Origin of the sequence: Halomonas sp. H10-9-1, from assembly GCF_040147005.1 — a bacterium.
Taxonomy (GTDB): Bacteria; Pseudomonadota; Gammaproteobacteria; order Pseudomonadales; family Halomonadaceae; genus Halomonas.
This window is the reverse complement of the sequence record NZ_JAMSHO010000001.1, coordinates 664,690-691,657: the sequence shown is the minus strand read 5'-3', so window position 1 is coordinate 691,657 and position 26,968 is coordinate 664,690. Positions and strand designations below refer to the sequence as shown.

The window sequence follows — 26,968 nt, the reverse complement described above, 5'->3', positions numbered from 1 at the left end:
TACGGCTGTGGTCGATTCAGCTCACCGAGTGATGCTGCTGACGAGGTGTCTGCTTGCAGAGCGCTACACGTTAGTGACTCATCATGTAAAGCGGCACAACTTTCGAAGCAGTTGATCTCCCAGAGCCTGGTCAGATGACAGTTCGGATCCCTGTGAATGTGGATTCACGTCCACCGGCATGCTCAATTTTGACGGCGACACACGAGCGCCCGATGATATCCTCCCCGCGCCTCGGGGCGGCCTGCCCCACCACCGCGACACCCGCCTCCCTGTCGCCTCCCTGTGCCACGCTGCTCGGACATTGTCCCCGGCCGATAGCGAATGTCGCGAGGACACGGGGACCCCAGCACGCCCCAGACGCTAGGCTATGTCCGAAAACTGGCTGCGCTCGGCGACTTTTCAGACAAAGCCTATGGCTCGACCTCGCACGTCCCAACCTCACCGGTCTGCACCCGCCATTGGGCGGCATAGCGGCCGTCGGCGGCAAGCAGGCTGCGATGGGTGCCGCGTTCGGCGACTCGGCCACCCTCGATCACCACGACCTCGTTGGCGTGGACGATGGTAGAGAGGCGGTGCGCGATCATGATCACGGTGCGGCCGTGGCCGATGCGCCGCAGGGAGCGCTGGATGGCGGCTTCGGTCTCGTTGTCCACGGCGCTGGTGGCCTCGTCCAGCACCAGGATGGGCGGGTCCTTGAGCAGCGCCCGGGCCAGTGACAGCCGCTGGCGCTGGCCGCCGGAGAGGCGCACGCCACGCTCCCCCACCAGGGTGTCGAGCCCCTGGGGCAGTGCCTGGATGAAGTCCCACGCCTCGGCGGTCCTGGCCGCCTCGACAATCGCGTCCTCCGAAGCACCCGGCTTGCCGTAAGCGATATTGTCACGCACGCTGCCTTCGAACAGGTAGACGTCCTGGCTGACCAGGCCGATGGCGCCACGCAGGGAGGCGAGGCTCACGGCGTCGATGGGCTGACCGTCGATCAGCACCCGCCCGGCGCCGGGATCGTAGAAGCGCAGCAGCAGCTTGACCAGGGTCGACTTGCCGGAGCCGGTGGCGCCCACCAGGGCCAGGGTGTTGCCGGCGGGGACATGGAGGCTGACGTCCTCCACCCCGACGTCGCTCGCCGCATAGCGAAAGCTCACCCCCTCGAAGACCACCGCGCCACGCACCGGCTCGGCCAGCGGCGTGGTAGCGTTGTCGCGCACGGCGATGGGCACCGCCAGCAGGTCGAGGATGCGCCGAGTACTGGCCATGGCGCGCTCGAAGAGGTCGATCACCTCGGCCAGGCCCGTCAGCGGCCAGAGCAGGCGCTGGGTCAGGAACACCAGCACGCCGTAGGCGCCCACGTTGAGCTCGCCCGAGAGCGCCAGCATGCCACCCACGGTGAAGGTGGCCAGGAAGCCGGCCAGGATCGCCATGCGGATCACCGGAATGAACGCCGAGCTGACCCGGATGGCACGGCGGTTGGCCTCCACGTAGGCCTCGCTCACCTCGCGCAGGCGCGCCGCCTCCCGGGCCTCGCTGGTAAAGCTCTTGATGGTGGCGATGCCGGCCAGGTTATTGGAGAGCCGGCTGGCGAGGTCGCCCACCTTCTCGCGCACGTCGGCGTAGAGCGGCCCCGCCTTGCGCTGGAAGAAGAAAGCCCCCCAGATAATCAGCGGAATCGGCGTGAAGGCGAGCAGCGCGATCAGCGGCGAGATGACGAAGAACACCGCACCGACCGCCACCACCGTGACCCCTACCTGGATGAGCGAGTTGGCGCCGCCGTCGAGGAAGCGCTCCAGCTGGTTGACGTCGTCGTTCATGGTGGCGACCAACTGCCCCGAGCTCATCGACTCGAAGTAGGCCATGTCCAGGCGCTGGGCATGCTCGTAGGTATCCAGGCGCATGTCCGCCTGGAGCCGCTGGGCGAGGTTGCGCCACAGGATCTTGTAGAGGTACTCGAAGATCGACTCGCCGGCCCAGATAAAGAAGGTGAGCACGGCCAGGATCATGATCTGCTGCTCGGCCGAGGTGAAGCCGAGGCGCGCCACGAAGCTCGCCTCCTGGTTGACCACCACGTCGATGGCCACGCCGATCAGGATCTCCGGGGCGATATCGAAGAGCTTGTTGATGATCGAGCAGCCGGTGGCGGCGATGATGCGCCGGCGGTAGCCGCGAGCGTAGCGCAGCAGGCGTACGAGTGCCTGGAAGCTGCTGGGAGTGGCGGTGGTCATGGCGTGTCCTTGTGGTTGGCCCGGTCAGGATAGCGATTCGCCCTCGCGCCTCCAACATGAACGCCGGGGGATTAGGGGAGCCGACGCAGGTCGGTGAGGATGGGGGTGCCCGTCGCCGGGTCGTGGAGCAGGGTGCAGGCGACGCCATAGAGCTCCGCCACCAGCGCCTCGGTGACCACTTCCTCCGGCGCGCCCTGGGCGACGATGCATCCATCGCGCATGGCCACCAGGTGGTCGGCGTAGCGGCAGGCGCTGGCCAGGTCGTGGAGCACCAGGGCGATGGTACGCCCGCGGCTGGCCAGCGAGCACACCAGCTCGAACACCTCCAACTGGTGGCCCAGGTCCAGCGCCGAGGTGGGCTCGTCGAGCAGCAGCAGCGGAGTCTGCTGGGCAATGGTCATCGCGATCCAGGCGCGCTGGCGCTGGCCGCCGGAGAGCGCCTCCAGGGGGCGCTCGGCCAGCGCCTCGAGGCCCGCTGCGGCCAGCGCCTCGGCCACCGCATGGCGGTCGTCTGCCGACCACTGCCGCAGCCAGCCCTGGTGGGGCTGGCGACCGAAACGCACCAGGTCGCCCACGCTCAGCCCCTCGGGGGCGCTGGCCTCCTGGGGTAGCAGCGCCAGGCGCCGCGCCAGCTCCCGCGCCGGCAGGCGCTGGATATCCTCGCCGTCGAGCAGCACCGCCCCACCGACGGGGGCGTGCAGGCGCGCCAGGCCGGCCAGCAGGGTCGACTTGCCGCAGCCGTTGGGACCGACGATGGCGGTGACCCGGCCCGGCGGCAGGGTCAGGGCCAGGTCGTCGATGATAGTGGTACGGCCATGGGCCAGGCACAGCTCGCTGGCCTGCAGCAGGTTGGGGGGGTGGGCAGAAGCGTTCATGCGGGGCTCCTCGAGGGGCGCAGCAGGATCCACAGCAGCCAGGGGCCGCCGACGATGGCGGTGACGATGCCCACCGGCAGCTCGATGGGCGCCAGCAGCAGGCGCCCCACCAGATCGGCCAGCACCATCACCAGGGCGCCGGCCAGGGCCGAGGCGAGCAGCGGCACGCCACGCGGCGGGGAGAGCGAGCGGGCGATCTCCGGACCGATCAACCCCACCATGCCCACCGGGCCGGCGACCGCTACCGCCAGCGCGGTGAGCAGCACCGCGAGGGTCAGTACCTGAAGTCGCCGGCGCTTGAGGGGAATGCCCAGGCCGCTGGCCACGGCATCGGAGAAACGCAGGCCGGCCAGCGAACGGCCCAGGGCGAGAGCCAGCGGTAGTCCCAGCGCCAGCCCCGCGGCCAGCGCCGTCACCGCCCCCGGCGAGCGGGCGTTGAGGGTACCCACCGTCCAGGGGTAGGCGGCGTTGGCGCTGTCGATATCCACCTGGGCCAACAGCAGTTGGGTCACGGCGCCGAAGGCCGCGCCGATACCGATGCCGGCGACGATGAAGCGGTAGCCGCGGGTGTCGCCGCCGCTGGCCAGGCCGAAGGTGATGGCGGCCGCGGTGGCCCCCCCGGCCAGGGCCATGGCAGGCGGCGCCAGGGAGACGCCAAGCCCCACGATGGAGGCCACCGCGAAGGCGGTGGCGCCGTTATCGATGCCGATGATGCCCGGAGTGGCCAGGCGGTTGCGGGCCAGGGTCTGCATCAGGCAGCCGGCCAGGGCGAAGGCGGCACCGCTGAGCCAGGCGGCGACCAGCCGCGGCAGGCGCAGCTCCTGGACCATGAAGGCGGCGAAGGGGTCGCCGCCGCCCTGCAGGGCAGGCCACAGCGCCGCCAGCGGCAGCCGCTCGGTGCCCAGGACGAGGTAGGCCAGCGACGCCGACAGCAGGGCCGACAGCAGCAGCACGCCAACCCACAGGGCTCGGCGCTCGAGCAGCAGGCTGGCGCGCCCAAGGGTGAGGTGCCAGTAGCCGGAAGGGACCCCGCCGCTGCCGGGATCAGCCCCCGGCAGCGGCAAGCCCCCTCGCCAAGGACCTCTCGACAGGCAGGCAGACTGGGCCGGGGGCTGCCCCCACGAGTTCAGCTCCGTGTTCATGCTTGCTTCCTCACAGGGTCGGCAAACGCCGGGCACGCACCACGGCCACCAGCACCGGGGCGCCGAGCAGTGCGGTGAGCACCCCGATGGGCAGCTCCGAGGGGGCCACCACCAGGCGCGAGACGATATCGGCGACCAGCACCATCAGTGGCCCCAGCGGCAGACAGAGCCACAGGGTGCGGCGGATGTCGGGGCCGGCCAGGGCCCGGGCGGCGAAGGGCACCACCAGGCCGACGAAGGCAATGGGGCCGGCCACGGCGGTGGCTGCCCCCACCAGCAGCGCCACCGCCAGGATCACCAGCAGGCGCACGCGTCCCGGGTGGTGCCCCAGGCCCGATGCCACCCGCTCACCCAGCGCCAGGGCGGCCAGGGGGCGGGCGATGACGGCGATGATCCCTAGCGCCAATGCCAGGCTGGGCAGCACCGCGATCAGCTCCTCGAGACGACGCCCGGCCAGGCTGCCCACCACCCAGAAGCGGATCTCGTCGGCGGTACGCTGATCGAACAGCAACAGCAGCGAGGTGAGCGAGGCGAGCAGCGACGAGAAGGCGGCACCGGCCAGCACCAGGCGCACCGGGTCGCCGCCCATGCCGCGCAGGCGCACCACGCCGAGCACGGCCAGACAGCCCAGCAGCGCCCCCAGCTGCCCCACCGCGATACGCAGGGTGGCGGCGCTGGCTCCCAGCCATAGCGACACCCCCACGGCGAAGGCGGCGCCGGCACTGACCCCGAGCAGGCCGGGTTCGGCCAGCGGGTTGCGCGAGACGGCCTGCAGCAGCGCCCCGGCCAACCCCAGTGAGATACCGATGACGATGCCGATCAGGGTGCGCGGTGCACGCAGCGCGCCCACCACGAAGGTCGCCTCGTCATCACCGTGCCCTGTCAGCACGGCCAAGGCGCGACCCGGGGTTACCTCGCCGGCGCCCAGCAACAGGCTGACGATGGCAACCGCTGCCAGCAGCACCAGCAGAAACATCATGACACGCCAAAGCCCCGCCGGGCGGCGGGGGTGAAGACACAAGCCGCTCGCCGCCATCAGGGCAGCAGCGCGGCTTCGATATCGTCGAGGATCGCCTGGGCGGCCAGCGGGCCACTGGCGCTGGTCCACAGCTGACCATCCACCGGAACCACTCGATCGCTCTCCACGACCGGCAGGCGGGCGAAGGCGGCTGACTGCTTGGCCGCTTCCAGGGCCTCGTCGCCCTCCTCGTTCAGCGTAGCCAGGAACAGCCAGTCGCCCTCCAGCCGCGAGAGGTTCTCGAGGCTCAGCGGATCGCTGTGCACCCCGCGCTGATTGACCAGGCCGGCGGCGTCGACCGGCAGGCCGGCGGCCGCCAGCACGCCACTGGCGAACAGCGCCTCGGACATCACCAGCGGCCCCTGGGGCATCCAGCGCACCAGGTTGGCGCTGCCGTCCACCCCCGCCTCGGCGAGGTCCACGGCGAGGGCGGCGGCGCGCTCCTCCACCTCGGTAATGGCCTTCTCCAGCGCCTCGCCACGCCCCAGGGCCTCGCCGAACAGGCGTGCCTCATGTTTCCAGTTGTCGGCGGCCAGCTCACGGGCCTGGGGCACCACGGTGGGGGCGATCCGCGACAGCAGCGCGTACTGCTCGGCGGAGAGCTGCGGCGCCGCCAGGATCAGGTCCGGCCGCTCGGCCAGCACCGCCTCCAGGTTGATCTCGCGCACCACTCCGACGATGGCCGGGCGGGCCTCATTCTCGAGGTGGGCCTCGATATAGCGCGCCACGCCATCGCCGCCGCGGGTGGTAACGGCACCCACCGGCGTCACGTCCACCGCCAGGGCTGCATCCAGGGCACCCTCATAGAGGGTCACCACCCGCTCGGGGGCCTCGGGGGCCTCGGGGACCTCGACCTCGCCGTGGGCGGTGGTGACGCTGGCGGCCTGGGCCGTCGCCAGGGTCAACAGGGTGGTCAAGCCGGCGATCGCGGCGGCAATGGGGGGTAACTTGTGCATCGATGGGGGCTCCTTGGCTGGCCGATATGATAATGACTATCAGAATCTCTTGCATGTAGCCGAATTGGCAACACGTCGTTCAGCATCGTGCAACGACCACCTCTTAATGGGAATTTGTCGCAACAACTGGAGAAAGCATACCCGTTAACGCGTTGCAACACTCGGAACAGGGCCTTCGATGAAACAGACTTTCAAAAACAAATGCGAATCTTTATCGTTTTTTGAGAATAAGGTCACCGACCAACACAATCTCCACGAGCAAGGAACCCGCAAATGTCAGCCTCACCCCCCCTTCTCTTTCGACGCTCCAGCCTGGCCCTGGCGATCTCCGCCGCCTGCGCCAGTGGCGCCTCCCTGGCGCAGGAGGGCGCCGAGCTGGAGCCCGTGGTGGTCACCGCCTCGGGCTTCGAGCAGGCGATCTCCGATGCCCCGGCCAGCATCTCGGTGATCAGTGGCGAGGAGCTCAACAAGCAGTCCTACTCGAGCATCGTGGATGCCATGGACAACATTCCCGGTGTCTATGTCACCGGTGGGGGACTGTCGCAGGACATCAGCATCCGCGGCATGGATGACAGCTATACGCTGTATCTGATCGATGGCCGCCCGATCAACGACGGCCGCACGGTCAACACCAACGGCACCGACAGCGGCAAGCAGATCGGCCTGCCACCGATCTCGATGATCGAGCGGGTGGAAATCATTCGCGGGCCGATGTCGTCGCTCTATGGCTCCCAGGCCATGGGCGGCGTCGTCAATATCATCACCAGGAAGGTCAGCGACGAGTGGATGGGCTCGGTCACCACCGAGTACACCCACTCGCTCAACGACATCAACAACAATGGCCAGCAGGTCAACTTCTTCACCGGCGGCCCGCTGATCGAAGGGCTGCTCGGCGCCCGCTTCCACGGCAGCTGGGTCGGCCATGAGGAGAGCGACCATATAGGTGGCGGCGACAACGCCGAGAGCACCCCCGAGAGCGATACCCGCCAGGGCGGCATCGAGCTGATCCTGACACCCGACGAGCGCAACGAGTTCTCCCTGGGCTATACCTCCTCCACCAAGGAGTACACCCATACGCCCGGGCGTAGCATTGACTTGGTGGATAGCCGCGGCAACCCGGCGGAAACCAACACCACCCGCTACGACAAGGACGTCTACACCCTGTCGCACAAAGGCAACTACGGCGGCTTCCTGACCGATACCTACCTGCAGCACGATATCTCCGACCGCCACCTCAGCGAGGCCGGTGAGGAGAAGACCAATGAAATGACCACCTTCAACACCCAGTCGACCTACTTCTGGGGCGATCACATGCTGACCTTCGGCGGCCAGTACAAGTACGAGGACCTGACCGACGACACCAATGGCCTGCTCTCTTCCAACGTGCCCGGCGCCGTCAATCGCGTGGATCGCTGGCTCGCCTCGCTGTTCATGGAGATGGAGTGGAGCCTCACCGACGACCTCAACCTGACCACCGGGGTGCGCTACGACGACGACGAACTGTTCGGCGGCCACCTCTCGCCCCGCGTCTACGCCAACTATCACCTGACCCCGGAGTGGACCCTCAAGGGCGGCGTCTCCACCGGCTACAAGCAGCCAAGCCTATCGGATGCCACCGAAGGCTTCGGACGCGGCACCGGCGGCGGCGGCTCCCCCGCCCCGCATCCGCGCGCCCTGATCATCGGCAACACGGACCTCGACCCGGAGACCAGCACCAACTACGAGCTCGGTGTCGCCTACAACGATGCCGCAGGGCGCCTGAACGCCAGCGCGACGCTGTTTCACACCCGCTTCGATGACAAGATCGCCGAGGATCGCCTCTGCGAGACCCCCGATGCCGACCGCAACGACCCCGCCACCTGGACCTGCTCCTACGCCGGCAACGAATTCGTCTTCCTGAGCACCCGCAAGAACATCGACGAGGCGGAGATGCAGGGGGTGGAGCTGGCGCTGGGCTATGACATCACGCCCCGGCTGAGCCTCACCTCCAGCTACACCTACACCGACTCCGAGCAGAAGACCGGGGAGTTCGCCGGTGAGCCGCTCAACAAGATCCCCGAGCACATGTTCAACGTGCTGCTCGACTGGCAGGCCACCCGCGACCTCAACCTCTGGGTGCAGAACAATATTCGCGGCGAGACCAGCGATTACCTGGGCCGCAGCAGCATGAGCGACGGCACCCCCGGCTACGGCTTCGTCGATGCCGGCCTGGTCTACGCCCTGAATGACAAGGCCCGCGTCAAGGCCGGCCTCTACAACATCGGCGACAAGGAGGTCACCAACGACGACTACGAGGTCGTGCTCGATGGTCGCCAGCTCAACCTGGGACTCACCGTGGACTTCTAGGCCTCGCGCCCTGCCGCGGTCCCCGCCGCCTCACCGCCAGGCCTCCTATCCTCCCAACCTCCCCCCGATGCTGCGCCCCGGCCACGCCGGGGCGTTGTCGTGGCTCGTATCGCCCCTACGCCAGACGTTCCACTCCCTGCAACACGGCGTTTCATGAGAAAGGCTATCAATTAGGGAGCTTTCTCTTATAGACTCTCAACACTTCTGATAATCACTATCATTCAAGGAATGCCATGAACCGCTTCACCCCTCATGCCCTGGTCAGCGCCGTGGCCCTGGCCACCGCTTCCACCGCCCTGGCCCAGGAGAGCCAGCAACTGGATAACATCGTGGTCACCGCCGCCGGCTTCGAGCAGGCCATGGCCGAGGCACCGGCCAGCATCTCGGTGATCAGCCGCCAGGAGCTGGAGGAGAAGCGGGTCACCAGCATCGCCGATGCCCTGCGCGACGTGGAGGGCGTCGACGTGGGCGGCCAGGTGGGCAAGACCGGCGGTCGCAACATCAGCATCCGCGGCATGCCCAGCGACTACACCCTGATCCTGATCGACGGTCGCCGTCAGAACACCGCCGGCAGCGTGACGCCCAACGGCTTCGGCGAGACCTCCACCAGCTTCTTCCCGCCGGTCTCGGCGATCGAGCGCATAGAGGTGATCCGCGGCCCGATGTCGACCCTCTACGGCTCCGATGCCATGGGCGGGGTGATCAATATCATCACCCGCAAGGTGGGCGATGAATGGAGCGGCTCGGTACAGGCCGAAACCACCCTCAACGAGCACGACGAGTTCGGCGACAGCCGCGAGACTAGCGTCTATGCCAGCGGCCCACTGGTCGAGGAGACCCTGGGGCTACAGGTCCGCGGCCGCTTCTATGAGCGTGATGCCTCGAGCCTCACCTATACCGAGGCGGACGGTACCGAGGTGCCGGTCAGTCAGCGCGGTCCAAGCCCCGTGGAGGGCGACATCTATAGCCTGGGGGCCAAGCTGACCCTGACCCCCCACCAGGATCACGAGCTGTGGCTCGATGGCGAGACCAGTCGCCAGCGCTTCAACAACGATGACTGCCAGCTGGGCACCCTGGACGGGCGCACCCGCAGCTGCGAACCCGCCCCGGGCAAGGCCAACGGCTACAGCGATGAGCTGCGCTTCGAGCGCCACCAGCTCGCCATCGGGCATACCGGGCGCTTCGCCTCCGGCACCCTGGAATCGAGCCTGATGCACAACACCACCGAGACCACCGGGCGCACCATCCCCGGCACCATTGGGCAACCCTATGCCGGCTTCCCGAGCATCATCGGTGGCGGGGCCCGCGAGCTTGAGACCACCAATACCGTGCTCGACAGCAAGTTCGTGATGCCGCTGGGCGACCATATGACTACGCTCGGCGGCCAGTGGATGGATTCCGAGCTGACCGATGGGCTAGCCACCGAGGAGTTCTCCCAGACCACCTGGGCGTTGTTCGCCGAGGACGAGTGGTGGCTGGCCGAGGACTGGGCCCTGACCCTGGGTGGCCGTTACGACCACCACGACGCCTTCGGCAGCCAGTTCAGCCCGCGCGGCTACCTGGTATGGAGCGCTACCGACGACTGGACGCTCAAGGGCGGCATCAGCCGCGGCTACAAGACACCCTCACTCAACGACTTGCACAATGGGGTCAACGGCGTCACCGGCCAGGGCACCATCCTGACCATCGGCAACCCGGACCTGCAGCCGGAGACGAGCACCAGCAGCGAACTCGCCGCCCAGTACGATAACGGCGAGGGTTTCATGGCCAGCGCCACGCTGTTCCATAACCGCTTCGACGACAAGATCGCCTCCGGCCCGGATATCGTGGTCAGCGGTGACCCGATGATCCCCGATGGCACCTACTCTCAGGATATCAATATCGACGAGGCCGAGACCCAGGGCATCGAGCTCTCCACGCGCATCCAGCTCTCGGAGAGCGTCAACCTGAGCGCCAACTACACCTATACCGACAGCGAGCAGAAGAGCGGTGCACAGAAGGGCGAGCCGCTGACCGATACCCCGGAGCATGCGGTCAATGGCACCCTGCGCTGGCAGACTACCGAACGGCTCAGCACCTGGCTCTCCGGCGAGTACCGCAGCGAACGCTACCGCAACCGTGAGCGGGTACGCGGCGCACCCTCCTTCGATGACCTGGGCGACTTCGAGTCCTATGCCCTGTTCCACCTGGGCGGCAGCTATCAGGTCTCCGATGCCTTTACCGTCAGCGCCACGGTCCAGAATCTGTTCGACAAGGACTTCGTCGACTACCGTGCCTACGATGGCGGCGCCAGCTACGGCAACGTCTACGCCAACAGCGAGGAAGGTCGCCGCCTCTGGCTCTCCGCCCGCTACGAGTTCTGAGCACGACCGAGACACTGTCTCGCTGTTTCGATCGATCCGTCCCTTCGCCCTGGCCACGCCGGGGCTTTTTGATGACAGACGAATGCATCCCAAAGCCAAATGGCAATGATTTGTATTATTTTGCTTGCATGCCATACTGCCGCCATCGCCATCGCGAGCCTTTACCGCCATGCATGACTTCGACGAGCTGGCCGCCTTCGATGCAGTGATGGCCTCGGGCAGCCTGACCCGCAGCGCGCGGGAGCTGGGCCTGGCCAAGTCGACCCTGAGTCGGCGTATCAGCCAGCTGGAGAGCCGGCTCGGCCAGCCCCTGCTGCGCCGCCAGGCCAACCGCCTGATTCCCACCGAGGCGGGGCTGCTGTTCCACGACTACTGCCGCGAGATGCTGCGCCTGGCCAGCCGCAGCCGCGAGGCGCTGGCCGACCTCTCCGAGGCGGTCCGCGGGCGCCTCACCCTCGGGGTGCACTGCGGATTGGCGCGCAGCTGGGCGGCGGGGGTAGTGGAGAGCTTCCTGGCACGCCATCCGGAGGTAGAGCTGACCCTGCAGACGCGTGAGCAACCGGAGTGCTCGCCGGAGAGCCAGTGTGTGCAGGTGTGGCTGGGCGCGGTGCCCACCGAGGCCGGCCTCAGGGCAGAGCCGCTGGGGCGACTCTCGCGTCATCTCTATGCCAGCCCGGACTACCTGGCACGCCACGGGGCGCCGGCACATCCCGAGACCCTCCCGCATCACCCCTGGATCGACCTGCTGGGCGCGACGCACGCGGGGCTGACGCTGCATCATCCTGAGCAGGGCGCCTTCTGTTTCCGTCCGCCACGCTCACGGCTGCGGGTCGACCTGCCGGTGCTGCATGTGGATGCCATCGCTCGCGGCCAGGGCATCGGGGTGCTGCCGGAGTGGATCGTGGCCGCCCGCGAGGCCCACCATCCCGGCGAACTGGTGGCCTGCCTGCCCGCGTGGCGACCGACGCCGCTGGCGGTGACCCTGCTCTACCCCTACGGCCAGCGCCCGCGCCGGGTCAACGCCCTGCTCGACTGCCTGCGCCGGGCCGTGCCCGATGCCTGGCAGACCCACCAGTGAGCACTCGCCTTGCCAGGCCGGCTGCCGCTTCCGACAATAGTCTCCCACTCCTCGCCTCAGGGACGACCGCATGCTTGCCGAACTCTTCGCCGTGATGGCCCCGGTGCTCACCGGTGCCGGCCTGGGCTATATCTGGATCCGCCGGGGTCAGCCCTACCCGGTAGAGTTCGTCACCCGCCTGGTCTTCAATATCGGCACCCCGGCGCTGATCATCGCCTCGCTGGCCAATGCCGAGATCGATGCCGGCAACGTCGGCCGCACCATGCTGGCCGTCGCCCTGGTGATCACCGCCATGGCGGCGGCCACTCCGCTGATGGCGCGCCTGCTGGGCAAGGAGTGGCGGGTCGTGCTCGCCCCCATGATGTACCCCAATACCGGCAACATGGGCCTGCCGGTGGTGCTCTACGCCTTCGGCAGTGCCGGTTTCGCCTACGGCATCACGGTGATGGTCACGGTGTCGCTGTTCCAGTTCACCCTGGGCTCGGTGATGGCCAGCCGGGACAACCCGCTGCGCACCCTGGCGCGAACCCCCACGGTCTACGCCATTGTCATCTCGCTGGCGCTGCTGCTCACCGATACCGCCCTGCCGCGCTGGCTGGCCAACAGCGTCGACCTGATCTCGGGCTTCACCGTGCCGCTGATGCTGATCACTCTGGGGGTCTCGCTGGCCAGCATCCAGGTCCGCAGCCTCAAGTCCGGGGTCGGCTTCAGCCTACTGCGTATTCCGGTGGCAGCGGCGCTGGCCTGGGGCATCGGCGCCTTGCTCGGGCTACCGGCCATGGCCCAGGGCATCCTGGTGCTGCAGATGAGCATGCCGGTGGCGGTATTCAACTACCTGTTCGCCCAGCAGGCGCGGCGTGAACCAGAGTACGTGGCGAGCCTGGTGTTCTGCTCGACCCTGCTCTCGCTGCTCTACCTGCCGCTGCTGCTGGCCTGGCTGATGTAGCTCGTCGCGGCATGGCGACAGGGAACATCGATTCCATGGCGCAGTCCCTACCCTGTTGAGGCAAGCTCACACAAGCGAGAGCACCACCTGACGAGGGGGACACGCCATGCCTGCCACTCTGCACCGTCTGTCCGCGGCGCTGCTTGCGGGCGGACTCGCCCTCGGCGGCCAGGCCACGGCCGCCGAGACGCTGGTCGAACGACTCGAGAGCGACCACCACGAACTGCGCCTGGAGCGGATCACCACGGGCCTCGAACACCCCTGGTCACTGGCCTTCCTTCCGGATGGTGACCTGCTGGTCAGCGAGCGCCCCGGACGCCTGGCTCGCATCGACCAGGCGGGGGAGATCACCCGCCTCGACGGCGTGCCCGAGGTCAGCACCCGCGGCCAGGGCGGGCTGCTCGACCTGGCCCTGCATCCCGACTTCGGCAGCGGTGAGGGCGAGGACAACTGGCTCTACTTCACCTGGAGCCAGCCCGGGAGCGGCGGCAGCGCCACCACCCTCTCCCGCGCCCGCCTGGCCGAGGACACCCTGACCGACATCGAGACGCTGTTCGCCCAGGACCGCTTCTCCGACCCCGGCCGCCACTACGGCTCGCGGCTCGCCTGGCTACCCGACGGCAGCCTGCTGATGAGCATCGGCGACCGCGGCCGCGAACCGCCTCGGGCCCAGGATGGCGGCGACCACGCCGGCAGCGTGCTGCGCCTAACTGAGAGCGGTGGCGTGCCCCAGGACAACCCCTTCGTCGCCGACGGCGCGGTGCTCGACGAACTCTACACCCTGGGCAATCGCAACCCCCAGGGGCTGGCCGTGGCGGCGAATGGCTCCGCCTGGTCCACGGAGCATGGCCCGCGCACCGGCGACGAGCTCAACCGGCTGGTGCCCGGCGAGAACTACGGCTGGCCGGTAGTCAGCCGCGGTAACGACTACGCCACCAACCTGCCCATCGGCCGCGACAGCGCCCCGGGCATGCGCGACCCGGTGCATGTCTTCGCGGGGCGCTTCGCCCCCTCGGGGCTAGCCGAGGTCACCGGCGAGACCTTCCCCGCCTGGTAGGGTCACCTGCTGGCCGGCGGCCTGGCCAGCGAGTCGCTGGTACGCCTGGTCCCGGATGGCGACAGCGTGGTCGAACACGAAGTGATCCTCGAGGGCGAGATCGGCCGCATCCGCGACATACGCCAGGGCCCGGACGGCGCCCTCTACCTGCTCAGCGACCACGTCGACGGCGGGCTCTACCGCCTGATGCCCGCCGACTAGCCATGCCACGGGCCGCACCGGACGCGGCCCTGACGACCACAGGGATCCCCCATGCGCCTGCGCAACCTGATCATCGTCACGGTTATCGTGCCGCTCTTCCTGGTGCTGATGGTCTTCAGCCTGGTGGCCATCAAGTCGCTGGAGGACAACGTACGCTCCAAACTGGAGACCGAGGTCCAGACCATCAGCCGCGCCATCGGTACCTCCCTGGGCTACTCCCTGACTCGCGAGAGCCCCGAGTCGCTGCAGGAGACCCTGCAGTCGGCCTTCTCCTACAACCGCATCTACGGTGCCTATGTCTTCGACATCAAGGGCAACGAGATCAATGGCCTGGGGCTTGGCGAGGCGCTCTACGACGCCTCCGAGCTGCAGGCGGTGGTCGCCGAGGGGGAGATGCACAGCGACCATCGCGAGGAGGACGGCTGGACCTACTTCTCGACCCTGATGCCGCTGAGATCCCCCGACGGCAATATCCTCGGCGTGCTGCAGGTCAACCGCCTCAATACCGGCATCGAGAACTACATCGGCTTTCTCAGCCAGGTCGCCCTGGTCGCCTTCGGCATCGGTGCCGCGGGCATCGTGCTGGGCATCTGGTGGATGTTCCGGCGCCATATCGAGCGCCCGCTGAGACGGCTGCTCAAGGTGATGGAGCGAGTCGCCCGCGGCGAGCACCGCCAACGGGCGACGATCCACGGCCTGGACGAGTTCCGCCGTCTCGGCCTGGCCCTCAACCACATGCTCGACGCCCTGGCCGAAAAGGATGCCGACATCGAGGCTCGCCAGCGGCGCGAGATCGAGCTGGAGCGGCGGCTGCGCAAGTCGCGCAAGCTGGCCGAGCTCGGGGTGCTGGCCGCCGGGGTGGCCCACGAGATCGGCACGCCGCTCACCGTGATCGAGGGCCAGGCCCAGCGCCTGGCGCGTTGCGATGGCATCGGGGAGCACGAACGGCGGCGCCTGACGCGCGTCCGTGGTGAGGTACAGCGCATCGTCGAGATCGTGCGCCAGCTGATGGACCTCGGGCGCCAGCACAATGTCGAGAAGGAGTGGCTCGTCCTGGACGACCTCGTCCACGATGCCCGGCAACTGGTCGAGGCCGACCTCGAGGCGCGCGATATTCATCTCGAGCCGGTGCTGCCGAACCCGCCGCTGATGCTGCTGGTCAACGGCCAGCAGCTGGTCCAGGTCCTTACCAATCTGCTGTGCAACGCCACCCAGGCCGAGGGCGTCCGGCACGTGCGGCTCACGGCCCGCCGTCACGATGACACCCTCTGCCTGACCGTCGAGGACGATGGCCGCGGCATTGCCGAGGCCGACCGGCCCCGCGTCTTCGACCCCTTCTTCACCACCAAGCCCGTGGGCCAGGGCAGCGGCCTCGGGCTCTCCATGGTCCATCGCATCATCAACGACCACGGCGGATCCATCGGCACCTTCGAAAGCGCGCTGGGAGGAGCCGGGTTCGAGATCTTGCTGCCACTCGAGGACACCCCCCCATGAATGGACACGCCACGCCAGACACGGAACACGACACGCCCACCCTGCCCCTGCTGGTCGTCGAGGACGATCCGGCGATTCTGGAACTGCTCGAGGAGGAGCTCGCCGACGCCGGCTACCCGACCCTGACCGCGACCAGTGCCGAGCAGGCCCTGGCCACGCTCAGCCACAGCGAGGTGGCCCTGGTGATCTGCGACGTGCGCCTGCCCGGCATCGACGGGATGCAGCTGCTCGAGCGGTTGAGGCGCGAGGGCAGCTCGGTGGGCTTCATCGTGATCACCGCCTTCGGCACCATCGACCAGGCGGTGGAGGCGCTCAAGCAGGGTGCCGACGACTTCCTGACCAAGCCGCTGGACCTGGAGGGGCTGCGCGAGGCGGTCTACCGGGTGCTGGAGAGCCGGCTGGCCCCGCACCTGGCGAGCGACGGGGCGGCGAACACCTTCCACGGCATCGTCGGCGAGAGCGAGGCCATGCAGTCACTGTTCCGCGACGCCGCCCGGCTGGCCGACAGCGACGCGCCCATGCTGCTGCTCGGCGAGAGCGGCACCGGCAAGGAGCTGATGGCGCGGGCCGTGCATGCCGAGAGCCCGCGTCGCGATGGCCCTTTCATCGCCGTGAACTGTGCCAGCATTCCCGCCGAGCTGATGGAGAGCGAGTTCTTCGGCCATGTGAAGGGCGCCTTCACCGGTGCCGACGAGTCCCGCCAGGGGCTCTTCCAGGCTGCGCGGGGCGGCAGTCTCTTCCTCGACGAGATCGGCGAGATGCCCGTCGCGCTGCAGGCCAAGCTGTTGCGGGCCCTGCAGGAGAGGAGCGTGCGCCCGGTAGGCGCCGAACGGGAGGAAGCGATGGATGTGCGCATCATCGCCGCTACCCACCGTCACCTGGAACAGGAGATCGAGGAAGGCCGCTTCCGCAACGACCTCTTCTATCGGCTGGAAACCTTCTCGCTGCGCATCCCGCCGCTGCGCGAGCGAGAGGGAGACATTGCACGACTGATCCCGGCGCTGATCGACAAGCATGCCGGCCAACAGGACAAGGGCATCCAGCGGATCGAGCCCGCCGCCCTGGGGGCCCTGCTCGGCTACGCCTACCCGGGCAATGTGCGCGAGCTGGAGAACGCCATCATGCGGGCGGTGACCCTGGCCGAGGCGGGTCAGCTCTGCCACGCCGACCTACCCCAGCGGATCCGCGATCAGGGCGAAGCACAACGGCACCACTGCCGTGAGACCCGAGCCGAGGGAACGCTGGCGAACGCAGCCGCGCGGGCGGACTGGCCGAGCCTGGAAGAGGTGGAGAAGCGCTATATTCGCAAGGTGCTGGAGGCCACGGGCGGCAACAAGCGGCGTACCGCCGAGGTGCTGGGGATCGCCCGGCGCACCCTCTACCGTCGCCTCGAGGAGGAGTAGCCAGGCCAATGCGCTGAACAGGCGCAAAGAGCCCCCGCCGCGGCGGGGGCCAAGAGTCACATCCCGGGCCGTTCGGAAGGGAATACGCTGAAGCGGCCGGGGAATGGCAGGTATACGGAGAGTGGACGAGTGGACTTACCAGCCCTGCTCCTCATCCTCGCTGTCGTCGCCCTCCTCGTCCCAGGGCGCTTCCTCTTCCTCTTCCTCGTTCTCGTACTCGTACTCCTCTTCTTCACCGCCTGCGGCCGGGTCGGCGGCGCCGGGCATCGCCTCGGGGTCGTCACCGAAGCCGGGAGCCTGGGCCGGGTCGCCGGCAGCGGGATCCGCCTGCTGGGTCGAGGGGTCGGCCGCGGGATCGCTGCCCTGGGCCGCGGGGTCGCCACCCGGCACGGCCGGGTCTCCCTGGGCGTTCGGGTCGGCCATCGGGTCATCGGCGGCGGGATCCGCCTGCTGGGCAGCAGGGTCCTCGTGCATGTCGCCGAAGGCCAGCGGACTGGCAATCAGGCCGAACGAGACACCGAAGATACCGAGCTTCTTGAGGGTTTCCTTGGACATCATCTTGCACCTCCTTCTTTCATGAAGGTCGAGGGTGGATCGGGCATGGCATGCCCGGCGGGTGACCGGTAGGCCGGTCACCGATGAGAGATAACGGTCAGTTGCCGCTCTGGTCGTCGTTTTCCTGGCTTCCGGAGGACTCCGGATCCATGACCCGGCCCTGCTGCATGACAGGAGCCTCGCTATCCATGCTCGAGCCCTGTCCCATGCTGGTCTCCTCACCCCTGGTGGTAGACTCCTCGCCGGCCGGCTCTTCCGTCGGCGGCAACGCCTCCTCGCCGTCGCCACAGCCGGCCAGGGCCAGGCTACCGAGCCCCAGAGCGGCGATCGCGGCGAGGTTCGTCAGTCGGCGCCATTGCCTCCTGCGGGGCATATCTCGGTTCAACTGTGGGTCGGTCATCGCTTTCTCCCTGAGTCATGGGGCTTCACCCAACACCAAGCAGACAGCGTGCCAAATTCTGCTAAAAAACTCACAAACCAATAAAAAACAAATAGTTAAAATCAATACGAAGCATGGAAAGCGCGTCTCACCGAGGCCCGCAGGGTGGTCAGATTCGACACATGGGTCACCCTTGCGCCATCGTGCGGGCCTTCGATCCTCCCCCAGGCTTTAATTTGAACGACCATTCAGAAAAACGTAGGGTAGAGAGCCTTTCGCACCCATCAACGCTTGCGCATGCCAACCTAAGCAGCGCCGGCACAGTGCATTCTGTGCCATGTGCGTTACGCCAGGGGCTGATAAGAAGGCAATTCAATGAACGAGAACCGAAACGTCAAGATTCGGGTTCGCAACCTGAGCAAGGTCTTCGGCAGCAATCCGAAGAGGGGGCTTGAGCTGCGTGACCAGGGCCTCAAGCGCGCCGAGATCCATGAGAAGACCGGCCAGACACTGGGCCTCTCCAACATCAATTTCGATGTCTACGAGGGCGAGCTGCTGGTCATCATGGGGCTCTCCGGCTCCGGCAAGTCGACCCTGATCCGCTGTCTCAACCGGCTTATCGAGCCCACCGAGGGCGAGATCATCATTGACGACGAGGACATCCCCAAGCTGGATGACAAGGCATTGCTGGAGTGCCGTCGCCGTCACTTCTCGATGGTGTTCCAGAACTTCGCGCTGTTCCCCCACCGCACGGTGCAGCAGAACGCCGAGTTCGGCCTGGAAATCCGCGGCATGGACAAGGCCGAGCGCGCTGAGATCGCCCGCAAGGCGCTCAAGCAGGTGGGCCTGGACGGCTGGGAGGACGCCTACCCCAACCAGCTCTCCGGCGGCATGCAGCAGCGCGTGGGCTTGGCCCGGGCGCTGGCCAACGACTCCACCGTGCTGTTGATGGACGAGGCCTTCTCGGCGCTCGACCCGCTGATCCGCGGCGACATGCAGCAGGAGCTGCAGGAGCTGCAGAGCCGGATGCAGAAGACCACGGTGTTCATCACCCACGATCTCGACGAGGCGCTCAACATCGCCGATCGCATCATCCTGCTCAAGGATGGCGAGATCGTGCAGATCGGCACGCCGGAGCAGATCCTGACCCATCCGGCGGATGACTACGTGAAGCGCTTCGTGGAAGGCGTGGACATGTCCAGGATCCTCACCGCCGAGCATGCCATGCGCAAGGTGCGCGCCATCGCCCGCGAGGGCGACGGTCCACGTACCGTGCTGCGCAAGATGCACGAGAACAACCTCGACTCCATCTATGTCACCCGCCGCGACCGCACCCTGCTCGGCCTGCTCGAGGTCGATGCCGCGGAACAGGCTGCCCGGCAGGGCGCCGACACCATCGGCGAGGCCATGACCCAGGACTTCCGCAAGGTCGGCCCCCAGGAGCCGCTGCACAACCTCTTCGCCATGTTCAGCGAGAAGAGCTTCCCCATCGCGGTGGTGGATGACAGCGAGCGCCTGCTCGGGGTGGTCGTCAAGGGCGCCGTGCTCGACCAGCTGGCCCAGGCCGCCGAGGAGAACGCCACGGCACACGCAGATACCGACACCGCAGCGGCAGGAGAACAGTGATGGCGATCGAGATTCCCAGCATCCCGCTGGGCAAATGGATCGAGGGCGGCCTCGACTGGCTGACCAGCGAATACTCCATCGTTACCCGCGGCATCTCCCGGGTGACCCAGACCGGCATCGATGTCCTCAACGATGCCCTGATGTGGCTGCCCGAATGGGGCCTGCTGGCGATCATCGTCGGCCTGTGCTGGTGGGTGGCGAACCTGCGGCTGGGCATCGGTGCCGCCGCGGGCCTGGCGCTGATCTGGAACCTGGGCCTGTGGGAGCCGATGATCGAGACCCTCACCCTGGTGGTGATCGCCACCCTGGTGGCGGTGGTGATCGCCCTGCCGGTGGGCATCGCCGCGGCGCTCTCCGAGCGGCTCTACCGCTTGATCATGCCGGTGCTGGACTTCATGCAGACCATGCCGGCCTTCGTCTACCTGATCCCGGCGATTCCCTTCTTCGGCATCGGCTCGGTGTCGGCGATCTTCGCCACGGTGATCTTCTCCATGCCACCGGCGATTCGCTTCACCACCCTGGGCATCCGCCAGGTGCCCGGTGAGTTGATCGAGGCCGCCGACGCCTACGGCGCCACCCGCGGCCAGAAGCTGATCAAGGTGCAGCTGCCGCTCTCCCTGCCCACCGTGATGGCAGGCATCAACCAGACCATCATGCTGGCCCTCTCCATGGTGGTGATCGCGGCTATGATCGGCGCCGACGGCCTGGGAAGCGAAGTATGGCGCGCCATCCAGCGCCTGCGCCCGGGCGACGGCTTCGAGGCGGGCATCGCCGTGGTGATCCTGGCCATGCTGCTCGACCGCCTGACCCAGTCGCTGCGCAAGGAGCGCAAGACATGAGCCGGCCTTGCGGGGCGCGAGCGTTGAGGCCGCGCCTTGAAAACCGCATCCATGATCTTCATGGTGATATGTCGAATACTTGGACAAGAGGTAACCGATGATGAAGCATCCGCTGAAGCGTCGTATCCGTCTCGCCGGCCTGGCACTGGCCACCGGCGCCGCCTTGACCGCCGGTGCCGCCCAGGCCCAGGACAAGGGCAACGTCCACCTGGCTTACGTGGAGTGGTCCTCCACCGTGGCCTCCACCAATGTCATGCGTGCCGTGCTCGAGCAGGCCGGCTACGAGGTGAAAACCTCCTCGCTCTCCGCCGCCGCCATGTGGCAGTCGGTCGCCTCCGGTGACACCGACGCCCTGCTGGCCGGCTGGCTACCTACCACCCACGAGGACTACTACGCCCAGCTCGAGGACCAGTTGGTCGATACCGGGGTCAACCTGGACGGCACCAAGCTAGGCCTGGTGGTACCGAGCTACGTGGAAGCCGAGAGCATCGCGGACCTCAACGAGTACGCCGATGATTTCGACGGCGAGATCGTCGGCATCGACCCGGGCGCCGGCATCATGCGCTTGACCGAAGAGGTGATCGACGCCTACGGGCTCGATCTCGACCTGCAGACCGGCAGCGGCGCCATCATGAGCGCGGCGCTCAAGGCGGCCATCGACAACGAAGAGGCGATCGCCGTCACCGGCTGGACCCCGCACTGGATGTTCGCGCGCTGGGACCTCAAGTATCTCGAGGATCCGCAAGGCGTCTACGGTGGTGCCGAACAGATCCACACCATCGTCCGCCAGGGCCTCAAGGAGGATATGCCTGAAGCCTACGCCATTCTCGATGCCTTCGAATGGACCGCAGAGGACATGGGCGAGGTCATGCTCATGAACCAGGAAGAGGACTCTGACCCTTACGAGAACGCCAAGCAGTGGGTCGAGGAGAACCAGGAGCAGGTCCAGGAGTGGCTCGACGCCGCCACCTGATCCTGCTGACACGCGGCGCTCGCCGCACCCCGACGGGGGAGCCACCGGGTGGCTCCCCCGTTACATATGAGGGGCGCGGGGTGTGCCTGGACGCACGACGCACTCGCCAACACCCTGCCGCATGGCGTACAGCTAGCGTCGAGGATTGTGGGTGCGTTGAAGAGGGGCTCCCGATTGGCGTCTACGCTCAATGTGCCCCTTCACGATCAGGACCCGGCCGGGCACTCCACCCATGAAGCCCGCCTGGCTGATCGCAACCACAAGGAGGTATCGCGATGCATCGCAAGATCATGGTTCCGGTCGACCTGGCCGGCGACTGAGCCCCAAGAAGAGCCAACCGGTCATTCATCGATAAACGCAAGGGAGACGTCTCGTGGCCAATCCGACCAACGATGACAAGCCCCAGGAGCCGGATGCCGGTTCCCAGGGGATTCCGGCTCCGGAGGGGGCCGCCAACCTGATCGACACGGACTACGTGATCGGCCAGGACAACATCACCGCCTCGCCGATGGGGATCAGTGTGGACCTTCACGGCAAGGTCTTCCTCTTCTCCTCCATCGTGATCCTGCTGTTCGTGATCCTCACACTGGCCCTGCAGGCCCAGATGGAGCCGATCTTCAACAGCATGTTCAGCTTCCTGACCACCAAGCTGAGCTGGGTCTTCCTGCTCGGCGCCAACGTCTTCGTGATCCTGGCGCTGGTGCTGATCTTCACCCCCATGGGGCGGGTGCGCATCGGCGGGGCCAACGCCACGCCGGACTTCGGCTACGCCGGCTGGTTCGCGATGCTGTTCGCCGCCGGCATGGGCATCGGCCTGATGTTCTACGGCGTGGCGGAACCGTTGGGCCACTACGGTACCGCCCTGGGCGGCATCAGCATGGGCGAGGACGGTGTGCGCACCGACTGGGCGCCGCTGGGAGGTGCCGAGGGTGACCAGGCCGGCGCCGCCTCGCTGAGCATGGCCGCCACCATCTTCCACTGGGGCCTGCACCCTTGGGGCGCCTATGCCATCGTTGGCCTGTCACTGGCAATCTTCGCCTTCAACAAGGGGCTGCCGCTGACCATGCGCTCGATCTTCTATCCGATCCTGGGCGAGCGCATCTGGGGCTGGCCGGGGCATGTGATCGACATCCTGGCGGTATTTGCCACCCTGTTCGGCCTGACGACCTCGCTGGGACTGGGGGCGACCCAGGCCTCGGCCGGTCTCAACTACCTGTTCGACATTCCCGACAACAACGTCACGCTGGTGCTGCTGATCCTGGGCATCACCGTCGTCGCCCTGGGCTCGATCATGCTCGGCGTCGACAAGGGCGTGCAGCGCCTGTCACAGCTCAACATGGGCCTGGCCCTGCTGCTGCTGGTGTTCGTGATCGCCGTGGGCCCGACCCTGATGATCGCCACCGGCGTGCTCGAGAACCTGCTCGGCTATGTGAAGAACCTGCCGGCGCTCTCGATGCCCTTCGGGCGCGAGGATGCCAACTTCAGCCAGGGCTGGACCGCCTTCTACTGGGCCTGGTGGATCGCCTGGTCGCCCTTCGTCGGCATGTTCATCGCCCGCGTCAGCCGTGGCCGCACCGTGCGCGAGTTCCTGATCGCCGTACTGCTGGTACCCACCTTCGCCTCGGTCGTGTGGATGACCGCCTTCGGTACCACCGCCATCGACCAGGTGGTCAGTTCCGGCATCACCGAGGTGCAGGATGCTGCCCTGGAGCTGCAGCTGTTCACCATGCTGGAGTACCTGCCGCTGACCTCCATCACCTCCTTCGTCGGCATCGTGCTGGTGATCGTGTTCTTCGTCACCTCGTCGGACTCCGGCTCGCTGGTGATCGACTCCATCACCGCCGGCGGCAAGGTCGACGCACCCAAGCCACAGCGCATCTTCTGGGCGCTGCTCGAGGGCGCGCTTGCCATCGCCCTGCTGCTGGGGGGTGGCCTCGCCGCCCTGCAGACGGCGGCGCTGACCACCGGCCTGCCTTTCACGATCGTGCTGCTGGTGGGCTGCTACGCCATCGTCAAGGGACTGATGAGCGAACCCAGGGCCAAGTGACCGGCCGACAGACGGTGGCTCGCGACGAGCCACCGGCATAACGCAACGAGGCGGCCTGCGGGCCGCCTCGTTGCGTTACGCTTCAGCCATGAAGCCGACGGTCGAGGTGTTCAGCTCCATAGCTCGCTCACCGGCGTCTCGGTGGAGAAGCGGCTGGCCACCTGGGCCTGCAGCAGCTCGGCGGTGGCCAGGGCGTCCACCAGGGCGTGATGCCCCTGGTAGGGCGGCAGGCCATAGCGCTCACGGCTGGCATTGAGGCGAATCGAGACCGGCGGTCGCCCCAGCCAGCGCCGAAAGCGTGCCCACAGCGACTGTCGGTGCAGCCGCGCCTCCAGCGACATGGTGTCGATCACCGGGTAGAGCAACCCCTCCCCCCACCGGTGGCGCACGGCCGCATCGATGAAGCCGCGCTCGATATGGCGGTAGTGTACCACCGCCAGGCGCCCCCTCAGGACCTCCAGCACCTCGGGCAACACCTCCTGCAGGTCGGGCGCATCGACCACCTCGCTATGGGTGATGCGGTGCAGGGTCACCGAGCTGTCGGTAAGCTCACGGTAGGGCTTGAGCACCCAGTAGCGCGCCTCGCGCAGCGGAATCCGCGTCATGCTGAAGGGCACCACGCCGATGCTGACGATGGCGTGGCGCCGCGGATCCAGGCCGGTGGTCTCGATATCCAGTGCCACCAGCGGCACCTCGCCGATGGGGGTAGTGGGCGCCGGACAGCCGGCGGCAAAGTAGTCGACCAGCGGGGGACAGTGCACCCGACCGGCACGGTCGGCAAGATACTCCGGCCAGCCCGGGGTAGGCTGGCGCACCCTCCTGAACATCACGCCTAACGCCTCCGCCGCTGCGAGGCGGCCGGCGGAGGGTAGCGGAACTTGAGGAACTTCTGGGCATTGCTCAGCACCTGAAAGGCATCCTTGAGGGTATGTCGATCGCTGTCGCTGATATTTTCCGGCTCGATATTGTTATCCGGCTCATGATCGGCCTGAACATCGATCACCTGATGGTGGACTCGCGTCATGCTCAGAAACTCCAGCGCATGGCGCAGCTTCTCGCCTACACCATCCGGCAACAGCTGGGTGTGGCTGATATCGTCCAGGCGCGCGAAGCTGTTCTGGGCGTGGGAGCCGCAGGCCAGGGCGTGCACGCGAATCAAGTCGGTCAGCGGTGCGGTGCCGCGTCGCTTCAGGTTGATGGAGTTGTTGTGCTTGCCATCCTTCTCCATCACGAAGGTGCGGAAGAACCCCAGGGGCGGGGTGCGGTTGAGGGCGTTACGCGCCATGGCCGCCAGGAACAGCTTGCTGTGGGGCGCCTGAGTGGCAACCAGGTCCTGAAGCTGTTCCACGAACCTGTGCTCGCCATAGACCGCGTCCAGGTCGAAGAAGATCGAACTGTGTAGCAGCCGTTCGGGCGTAGGGTCGCGTATCCACTCCTGGAAGTAGCGCTTCCACACCGACAGCGGCTGCCGCCAGCGGGGGTTGGTCGCCATGATATCGCCGGTGCAGTAGGCATAGCCGCAGGCGGCGAGGCCATCGCTGACCCGCTTGGCCAGCGCCATGAAGTAGCCGTCGTGGCGCTCTGGATCGAAGTCGTCAGACAGCACCAGGGCGTTGTCCTGGTCGGTGACCAGGGTCTGTTCATTGCGCGCCATGGAGCCCATGGCCATATAGCAGTAAGGCACCGGCGGGGGCCCTAGCTCCTTCTCGGCCAGTTCCAGCAGGCGGCGCGTGAAGCTGCGAGCAATGGTGGAAAGCGCGCTGCCGATCATCAGCGAGTCGGCACCATCCTCGACCATGCGCACAAAGGTGCCCTTCACATCCGGCGCCAGCCGGGCCAGCCCCTCCACCGTGGACTGGCTGTAGATATTGCTGACCAGGTAGAGGCTGGAGTGGGTCTCGTAACGGATGATATCGGAGAGGTGCACGATCCCCACCGGGCTGCGGCGATGCATCACCGGCAAGTGGTGAATATTGTTGCGTAGCATGGTGAGCATCGCCTCATACACCGACTCGTCGGACTGAACCGCCACCAGGCGGTCGCCCGTCACCGCCCCGATGGGGGTGTCGGGGGGGCGTCCCTGGGCCACCGTGCGTCGAAAATCGCTGTCGGTGAGGATGCCACGCACCTGCCAGGCGCGCTCCTCGCTATCGCGGAAGGTGTAGCGGGGGTTGTCACCGGGGGCATCCAGCACCAGCACCGCCGAGGCGCCGAAGTCACCAAGCTGCCGCGCGGCCTCCTGCAACGAGGTATGCGCCTCCAGCATCAGCGGGTAGCGGGTAAGCAGCTTGCGCACCCGAGTGATCATCATGTCGTTCTGCTGCTTCTGTTGCTCCACCGCGGTCTCGAGACGCGGCCGCCCCACCTCGACGAAGTCGGCGAAGTGCTCATCCTCCTCGCACAGGCGCTGGAAGATGGCATCGGGGATGAAGTAGATCAGGGTGTCTTCCAGGGCACGGGCAGGAAAGCGCGTCTTGCGGTTACGCAGCAGGCTCGATTGACCGAGGATACTGCCCTCCCCCAGGCGGTTGTAGAGCTGGCCGTTGCGCCGGTACACCTCCACCGCACCGCTGCGCACATAGCCCAGGGCGTCGATCTCCTGGTCGATCACGAAGATATCGCTGTCGGCGCGATAGTAGGCCACCTCCACCTGTCCGGCGATCTCGTCGAGCAGCTCGTCGGAGAGCGTGTCGAAGGGCGGGAAGCGCCCCATATGCTGGCGAATCTCCAGCCATTCCACTTCCATGCGCCCTCTCCCCATCGCCGGCCATTTGCGCCAAGTCTGGAAGCTTGCCGGGGTACTGTAAAGCACCTTCGCGCAACCGCCCTGCAGACACGAGAACGGCCACCCCGGAGAGTGGCCGCGAATGCCGATGGGAGTCGGCGACGGGTCAGAAATGACTTACGACTGGGCCATCTCCTGGACACGCTGCATCAGCTCGGGGTTCTGCTGGATGGCCTGGCCGATGGCATTGAAGGTATCCACGTCGAGACCACTCTCCTCGACGACCTTGACCATCTCCTCGTTAGCCTCCAGGCGTACCTCCTGCTGGGCCTCCTCGCCTTCGGTCGACTGCAGGCGCTCGGTGTACTCCTGGGACAGCACCGCGATCTCCTTTGAAGCATCGGCAAACTGCTGGAGCTGGGCATCGGAGAAGTCCTGGACCGGGACCGCGGCCTGGGATTGCTCGGCCACATTGGCTGCAGAGTCCTCCTGAGCGTTTGCAGTAGCCGACATCAGGCCGGCGCTGAGCAGGGCGGCGGAGAACAGGGCAGTCATGCGCTTCATAGATACCTCCGGGGATATTGCATCGTGTATGTGCCCCCTTGTGACGACCCGTGTCCCGAGGAGTTCAGATCGTTTTGTGTTGGAGTGTAACGAGGACGCCCGCGACCGGCTGCATGCTCGACGCCATTGAGCATCGGTGCAAAAGCTGGTCGGACCAGCTGGCGGGTC

General features: G+C 66.9%; 20 protein-coding genes and 1 pseudogene. 11 read left to right on the top strand and 10 right to left on the bottom strand.

What is annotated here, in order from left to right; all coding sequences use genetic code 11:
• Positions 1–410 precede the first annotated feature (410 nt).
• The 5 genes from NFH66_RS03215 to NFH66_RS03195 all read right to left on the bottom strand — a co-directional run bounded on the left by NFH66_RS03215 (position 411) and on the right by NFH66_RS03195 (position 6,204).
• Positions 411–2,213, bottom strand: a complete 1,803-nt coding sequence (locus tag NFH66_RS03215; RefSeq protein ID WP_349608329.1) for an ABC transporter ATP-binding protein — start codon at positions 2,211–2,213, stop codon at positions 411–413.
• Between the two features lie 71 nt (positions 2,214–2,284).
• Positions 2,285–3,088, bottom strand: a complete 804-nt coding sequence (locus NFH66_RS03210) for an ABC transporter ATP-binding protein (RefSeq protein WP_349608327.1) — start codon at positions 3,086–3,088, stop codon at positions 2,285–2,287.
• Entirely contained in the window at positions 3,085–4,152 is a 1,068-nt protein-coding gene (locus NFH66_RS03205; protein ID WP_349608325.1) for a FecCD family ABC transporter permease, read from the bottom strand. The genes NFH66_RS03210 and NFH66_RS03205 overlap by 4 nt, the downstream gene beginning before the upstream one ends.
• 88 nt (positions 4,153–4,240) lie before the next feature.
• The gene (locus tag NFH66_RS03200; RefSeq protein WP_349608323.1) at positions 4,241–5,209 is read right to left on the bottom strand and encodes a FecCD family ABC transporter permease; all 969 of its coding nucleotides are present in this window, start codon (positions 5,207–5,209) and stop codon (positions 4,241–4,243) included.
• Between the two features lie 56 nt (positions 5,210–5,265).
• The gene (locus NFH66_RS03195) at positions 5,266–6,204 is read right to left on the bottom strand and encodes an ABC transporter substrate-binding protein (RefSeq protein WP_349608321.1); all 939 of its coding nucleotides are present in this window, start codon (positions 6,202–6,204) and stop codon (positions 5,266–5,268) included.
• Between the two features lie 273 nt (positions 6,205–6,477).
• On the opposite strand from NFH66_RS03195, the gene NFH66_RS03190 reads away from it, so the two are divergent.
• The 7 genes and pseudogenes from NFH66_RS03190 to NFH66_RS03160 all read left to right on the top strand — a co-directional run bounded on the left by NFH66_RS03190 (position 6,478) and on the right by NFH66_RS03160 (position 17,092).
• Positions 6,478–8,550 (top strand): TonB-dependent receptor domain-containing protein, encoded by a 2,073-nt coding sequence (locus tag NFH66_RS03190; protein WP_349608319.1) that lies wholly within the window; start codon positions 6,478–6,480, stop codon positions 8,548–8,550.
• Between the two features lie 233 nt (positions 8,551–8,783).
• Complete coding sequence (locus tag NFH66_RS03185) at positions 8,784–10,913, top strand: TonB-dependent receptor domain-containing protein (protein WP_349608317.1); 2,130 nt, start codon at positions 8,784–8,786, stop codon at positions 10,911–10,913.
• 169 nt (positions 10,914–11,082) lie between these two features.
• Positions 11,083–11,991, top strand: a complete 909-nt coding sequence (locus NFH66_RS03180) for a LysR family transcriptional regulator (protein ID WP_349608315.1) — start codon at positions 11,083–11,085, stop codon at positions 11,989–11,991.
• Between the two features lie 70 nt (positions 11,992–12,061).
• The gene (locus NFH66_RS03175) at positions 12,062–12,937 is read left to right on the top strand and encodes an AEC family transporter (protein ID WP_349608313.1); all 876 of its coding nucleotides are present in this window, start codon (positions 12,062–12,064) and stop codon (positions 12,935–12,937) included.
• A gap of 106 nt (positions 12,938–13,043) precedes the next feature.
• A pseudogene (locus NFH66_RS03170) lies at positions 13,044–14,195 on the top strand (PQQ-dependent sugar dehydrogenase).
• A 51-nt stretch (positions 14,196–14,246) separates the two neighbouring features.
• A complete protein-coding gene (locus NFH66_RS03165; protein ID WP_349608311.1) occupies positions 14,247–15,689 on the top strand; it encodes a sensor histidine kinase in 1,443 nt (480 codons plus the stop codon).
• Positions 15,686–17,092: a sigma-54-dependent transcriptional regulator gene (locus NFH66_RS03160; protein ID WP_349608309.1), complete on the top strand. Its 1,407-nt coding sequence runs from the start codon at positions 15,686–15,688 to the stop codon at positions 17,090–17,092. Before NFH66_RS03165 ends, NFH66_RS03160 begins: the two co-directional genes overlap by 4 nt.
• A 135-nt stretch (positions 17,093–17,227) precedes the next feature.
• On the opposite strand, the gene NFH66_RS03155 is transcribed toward NFH66_RS03160, so the two are convergent.
• Positions 17,228–17,650, bottom strand: a complete 423-nt coding sequence (locus tag NFH66_RS03155; protein WP_349608308.1) for a hypothetical protein — start codon at positions 17,648–17,650, stop codon at positions 17,228–17,230.
• Between the two features lie 94 nt (positions 17,651–17,744).
• Entirely contained in the window at positions 17,745–18,047 is a 303-nt protein-coding gene (locus tag NFH66_RS03150; protein WP_349608306.1) for a hypothetical protein, read from the bottom strand.
• A gap of 354 nt (positions 18,048–18,401) precedes the next feature.
• Between NFH66_RS03150 and NFH66_RS03145 the strand changes: the two genes are divergently transcribed.
• The 4 genes from NFH66_RS03145 to NFH66_RS03130 all read left to right on the top strand — a co-directional run bounded on the left by NFH66_RS03145 (position 18,402) and on the right by NFH66_RS03130 (position 23,511).
• Entirely contained in the window at positions 18,402–19,652 is a 1,251-nt protein-coding gene (locus NFH66_RS03145; RefSeq protein WP_349608304.1) for a quaternary amine ABC transporter ATP-binding protein, read from the top strand.
• A 5-nt stretch (positions 19,653–19,657) separates the two neighbouring features.
• Positions 19,658–20,491, top strand: coding sequence for an ABC transporter permease (locus NFH66_RS03140; RefSeq protein WP_349611643.1), 834 nt, complete (start codon positions 19,658–19,660; stop codon positions 20,489–20,491).
• A gap of 100 nt (positions 20,492–20,591) precedes the next feature.
• Positions 20,592–21,464, top strand: a complete 873-nt coding sequence (locus NFH66_RS03135) for a glycine betaine ABC transporter substrate-binding protein (RefSeq protein WP_349611641.1) — start codon at positions 20,592–20,594, stop codon at positions 21,462–21,464.
• A gap of 373 nt (positions 21,465–21,837) precedes the next feature.
• Positions 21,838–23,511 (top strand): BCCT family transporter, encoded by a 1,674-nt coding sequence (locus NFH66_RS03130; RefSeq protein WP_349608302.1) that lies wholly within the window; start codon positions 21,838–21,840, stop codon positions 23,509–23,511.
• Positions 23,512–23,621: 110 nt separating this feature from the next.
• On the opposite strand, the gene NFH66_RS03125 is transcribed toward NFH66_RS03130, so the two are convergent.
• The 3 genes from NFH66_RS03125 to NFH66_RS03115 all read right to left on the bottom strand — a co-directional run bounded on the left by NFH66_RS03125 (position 23,622) and on the right by NFH66_RS03115 (position 26,800).
• Positions 23,622–24,338 (bottom strand): 3'-5' exonuclease, encoded by a 717-nt coding sequence (locus NFH66_RS03125; protein WP_349608301.1) that lies wholly within the window; start codon positions 24,336–24,338, stop codon positions 23,622–23,624.
• A 5-nt stretch (positions 24,339–24,343) separates the two neighbouring features.
• Positions 24,344–26,257, bottom strand: coding sequence for a DUF294 nucleotidyltransferase-like domain-containing protein (locus NFH66_RS03120; protein ID WP_349608299.1), 1,914 nt, complete (start codon positions 26,255–26,257; stop codon positions 24,344–24,346).
• Between the two features lie 156 nt (positions 26,258–26,413).
• Positions 26,414–26,800 carry a DUF4168 domain-containing protein gene (locus tag NFH66_RS03115; protein ID WP_349608297.1) on the bottom strand — a complete coding sequence of 129 codons (387 nt, stop codon included), beginning with the start codon at positions 26,798–26,800 and terminating at the stop codon, positions 26,414–26,416.
• Positions 26,801–26,968 lie beyond the last annotated feature (168 nt).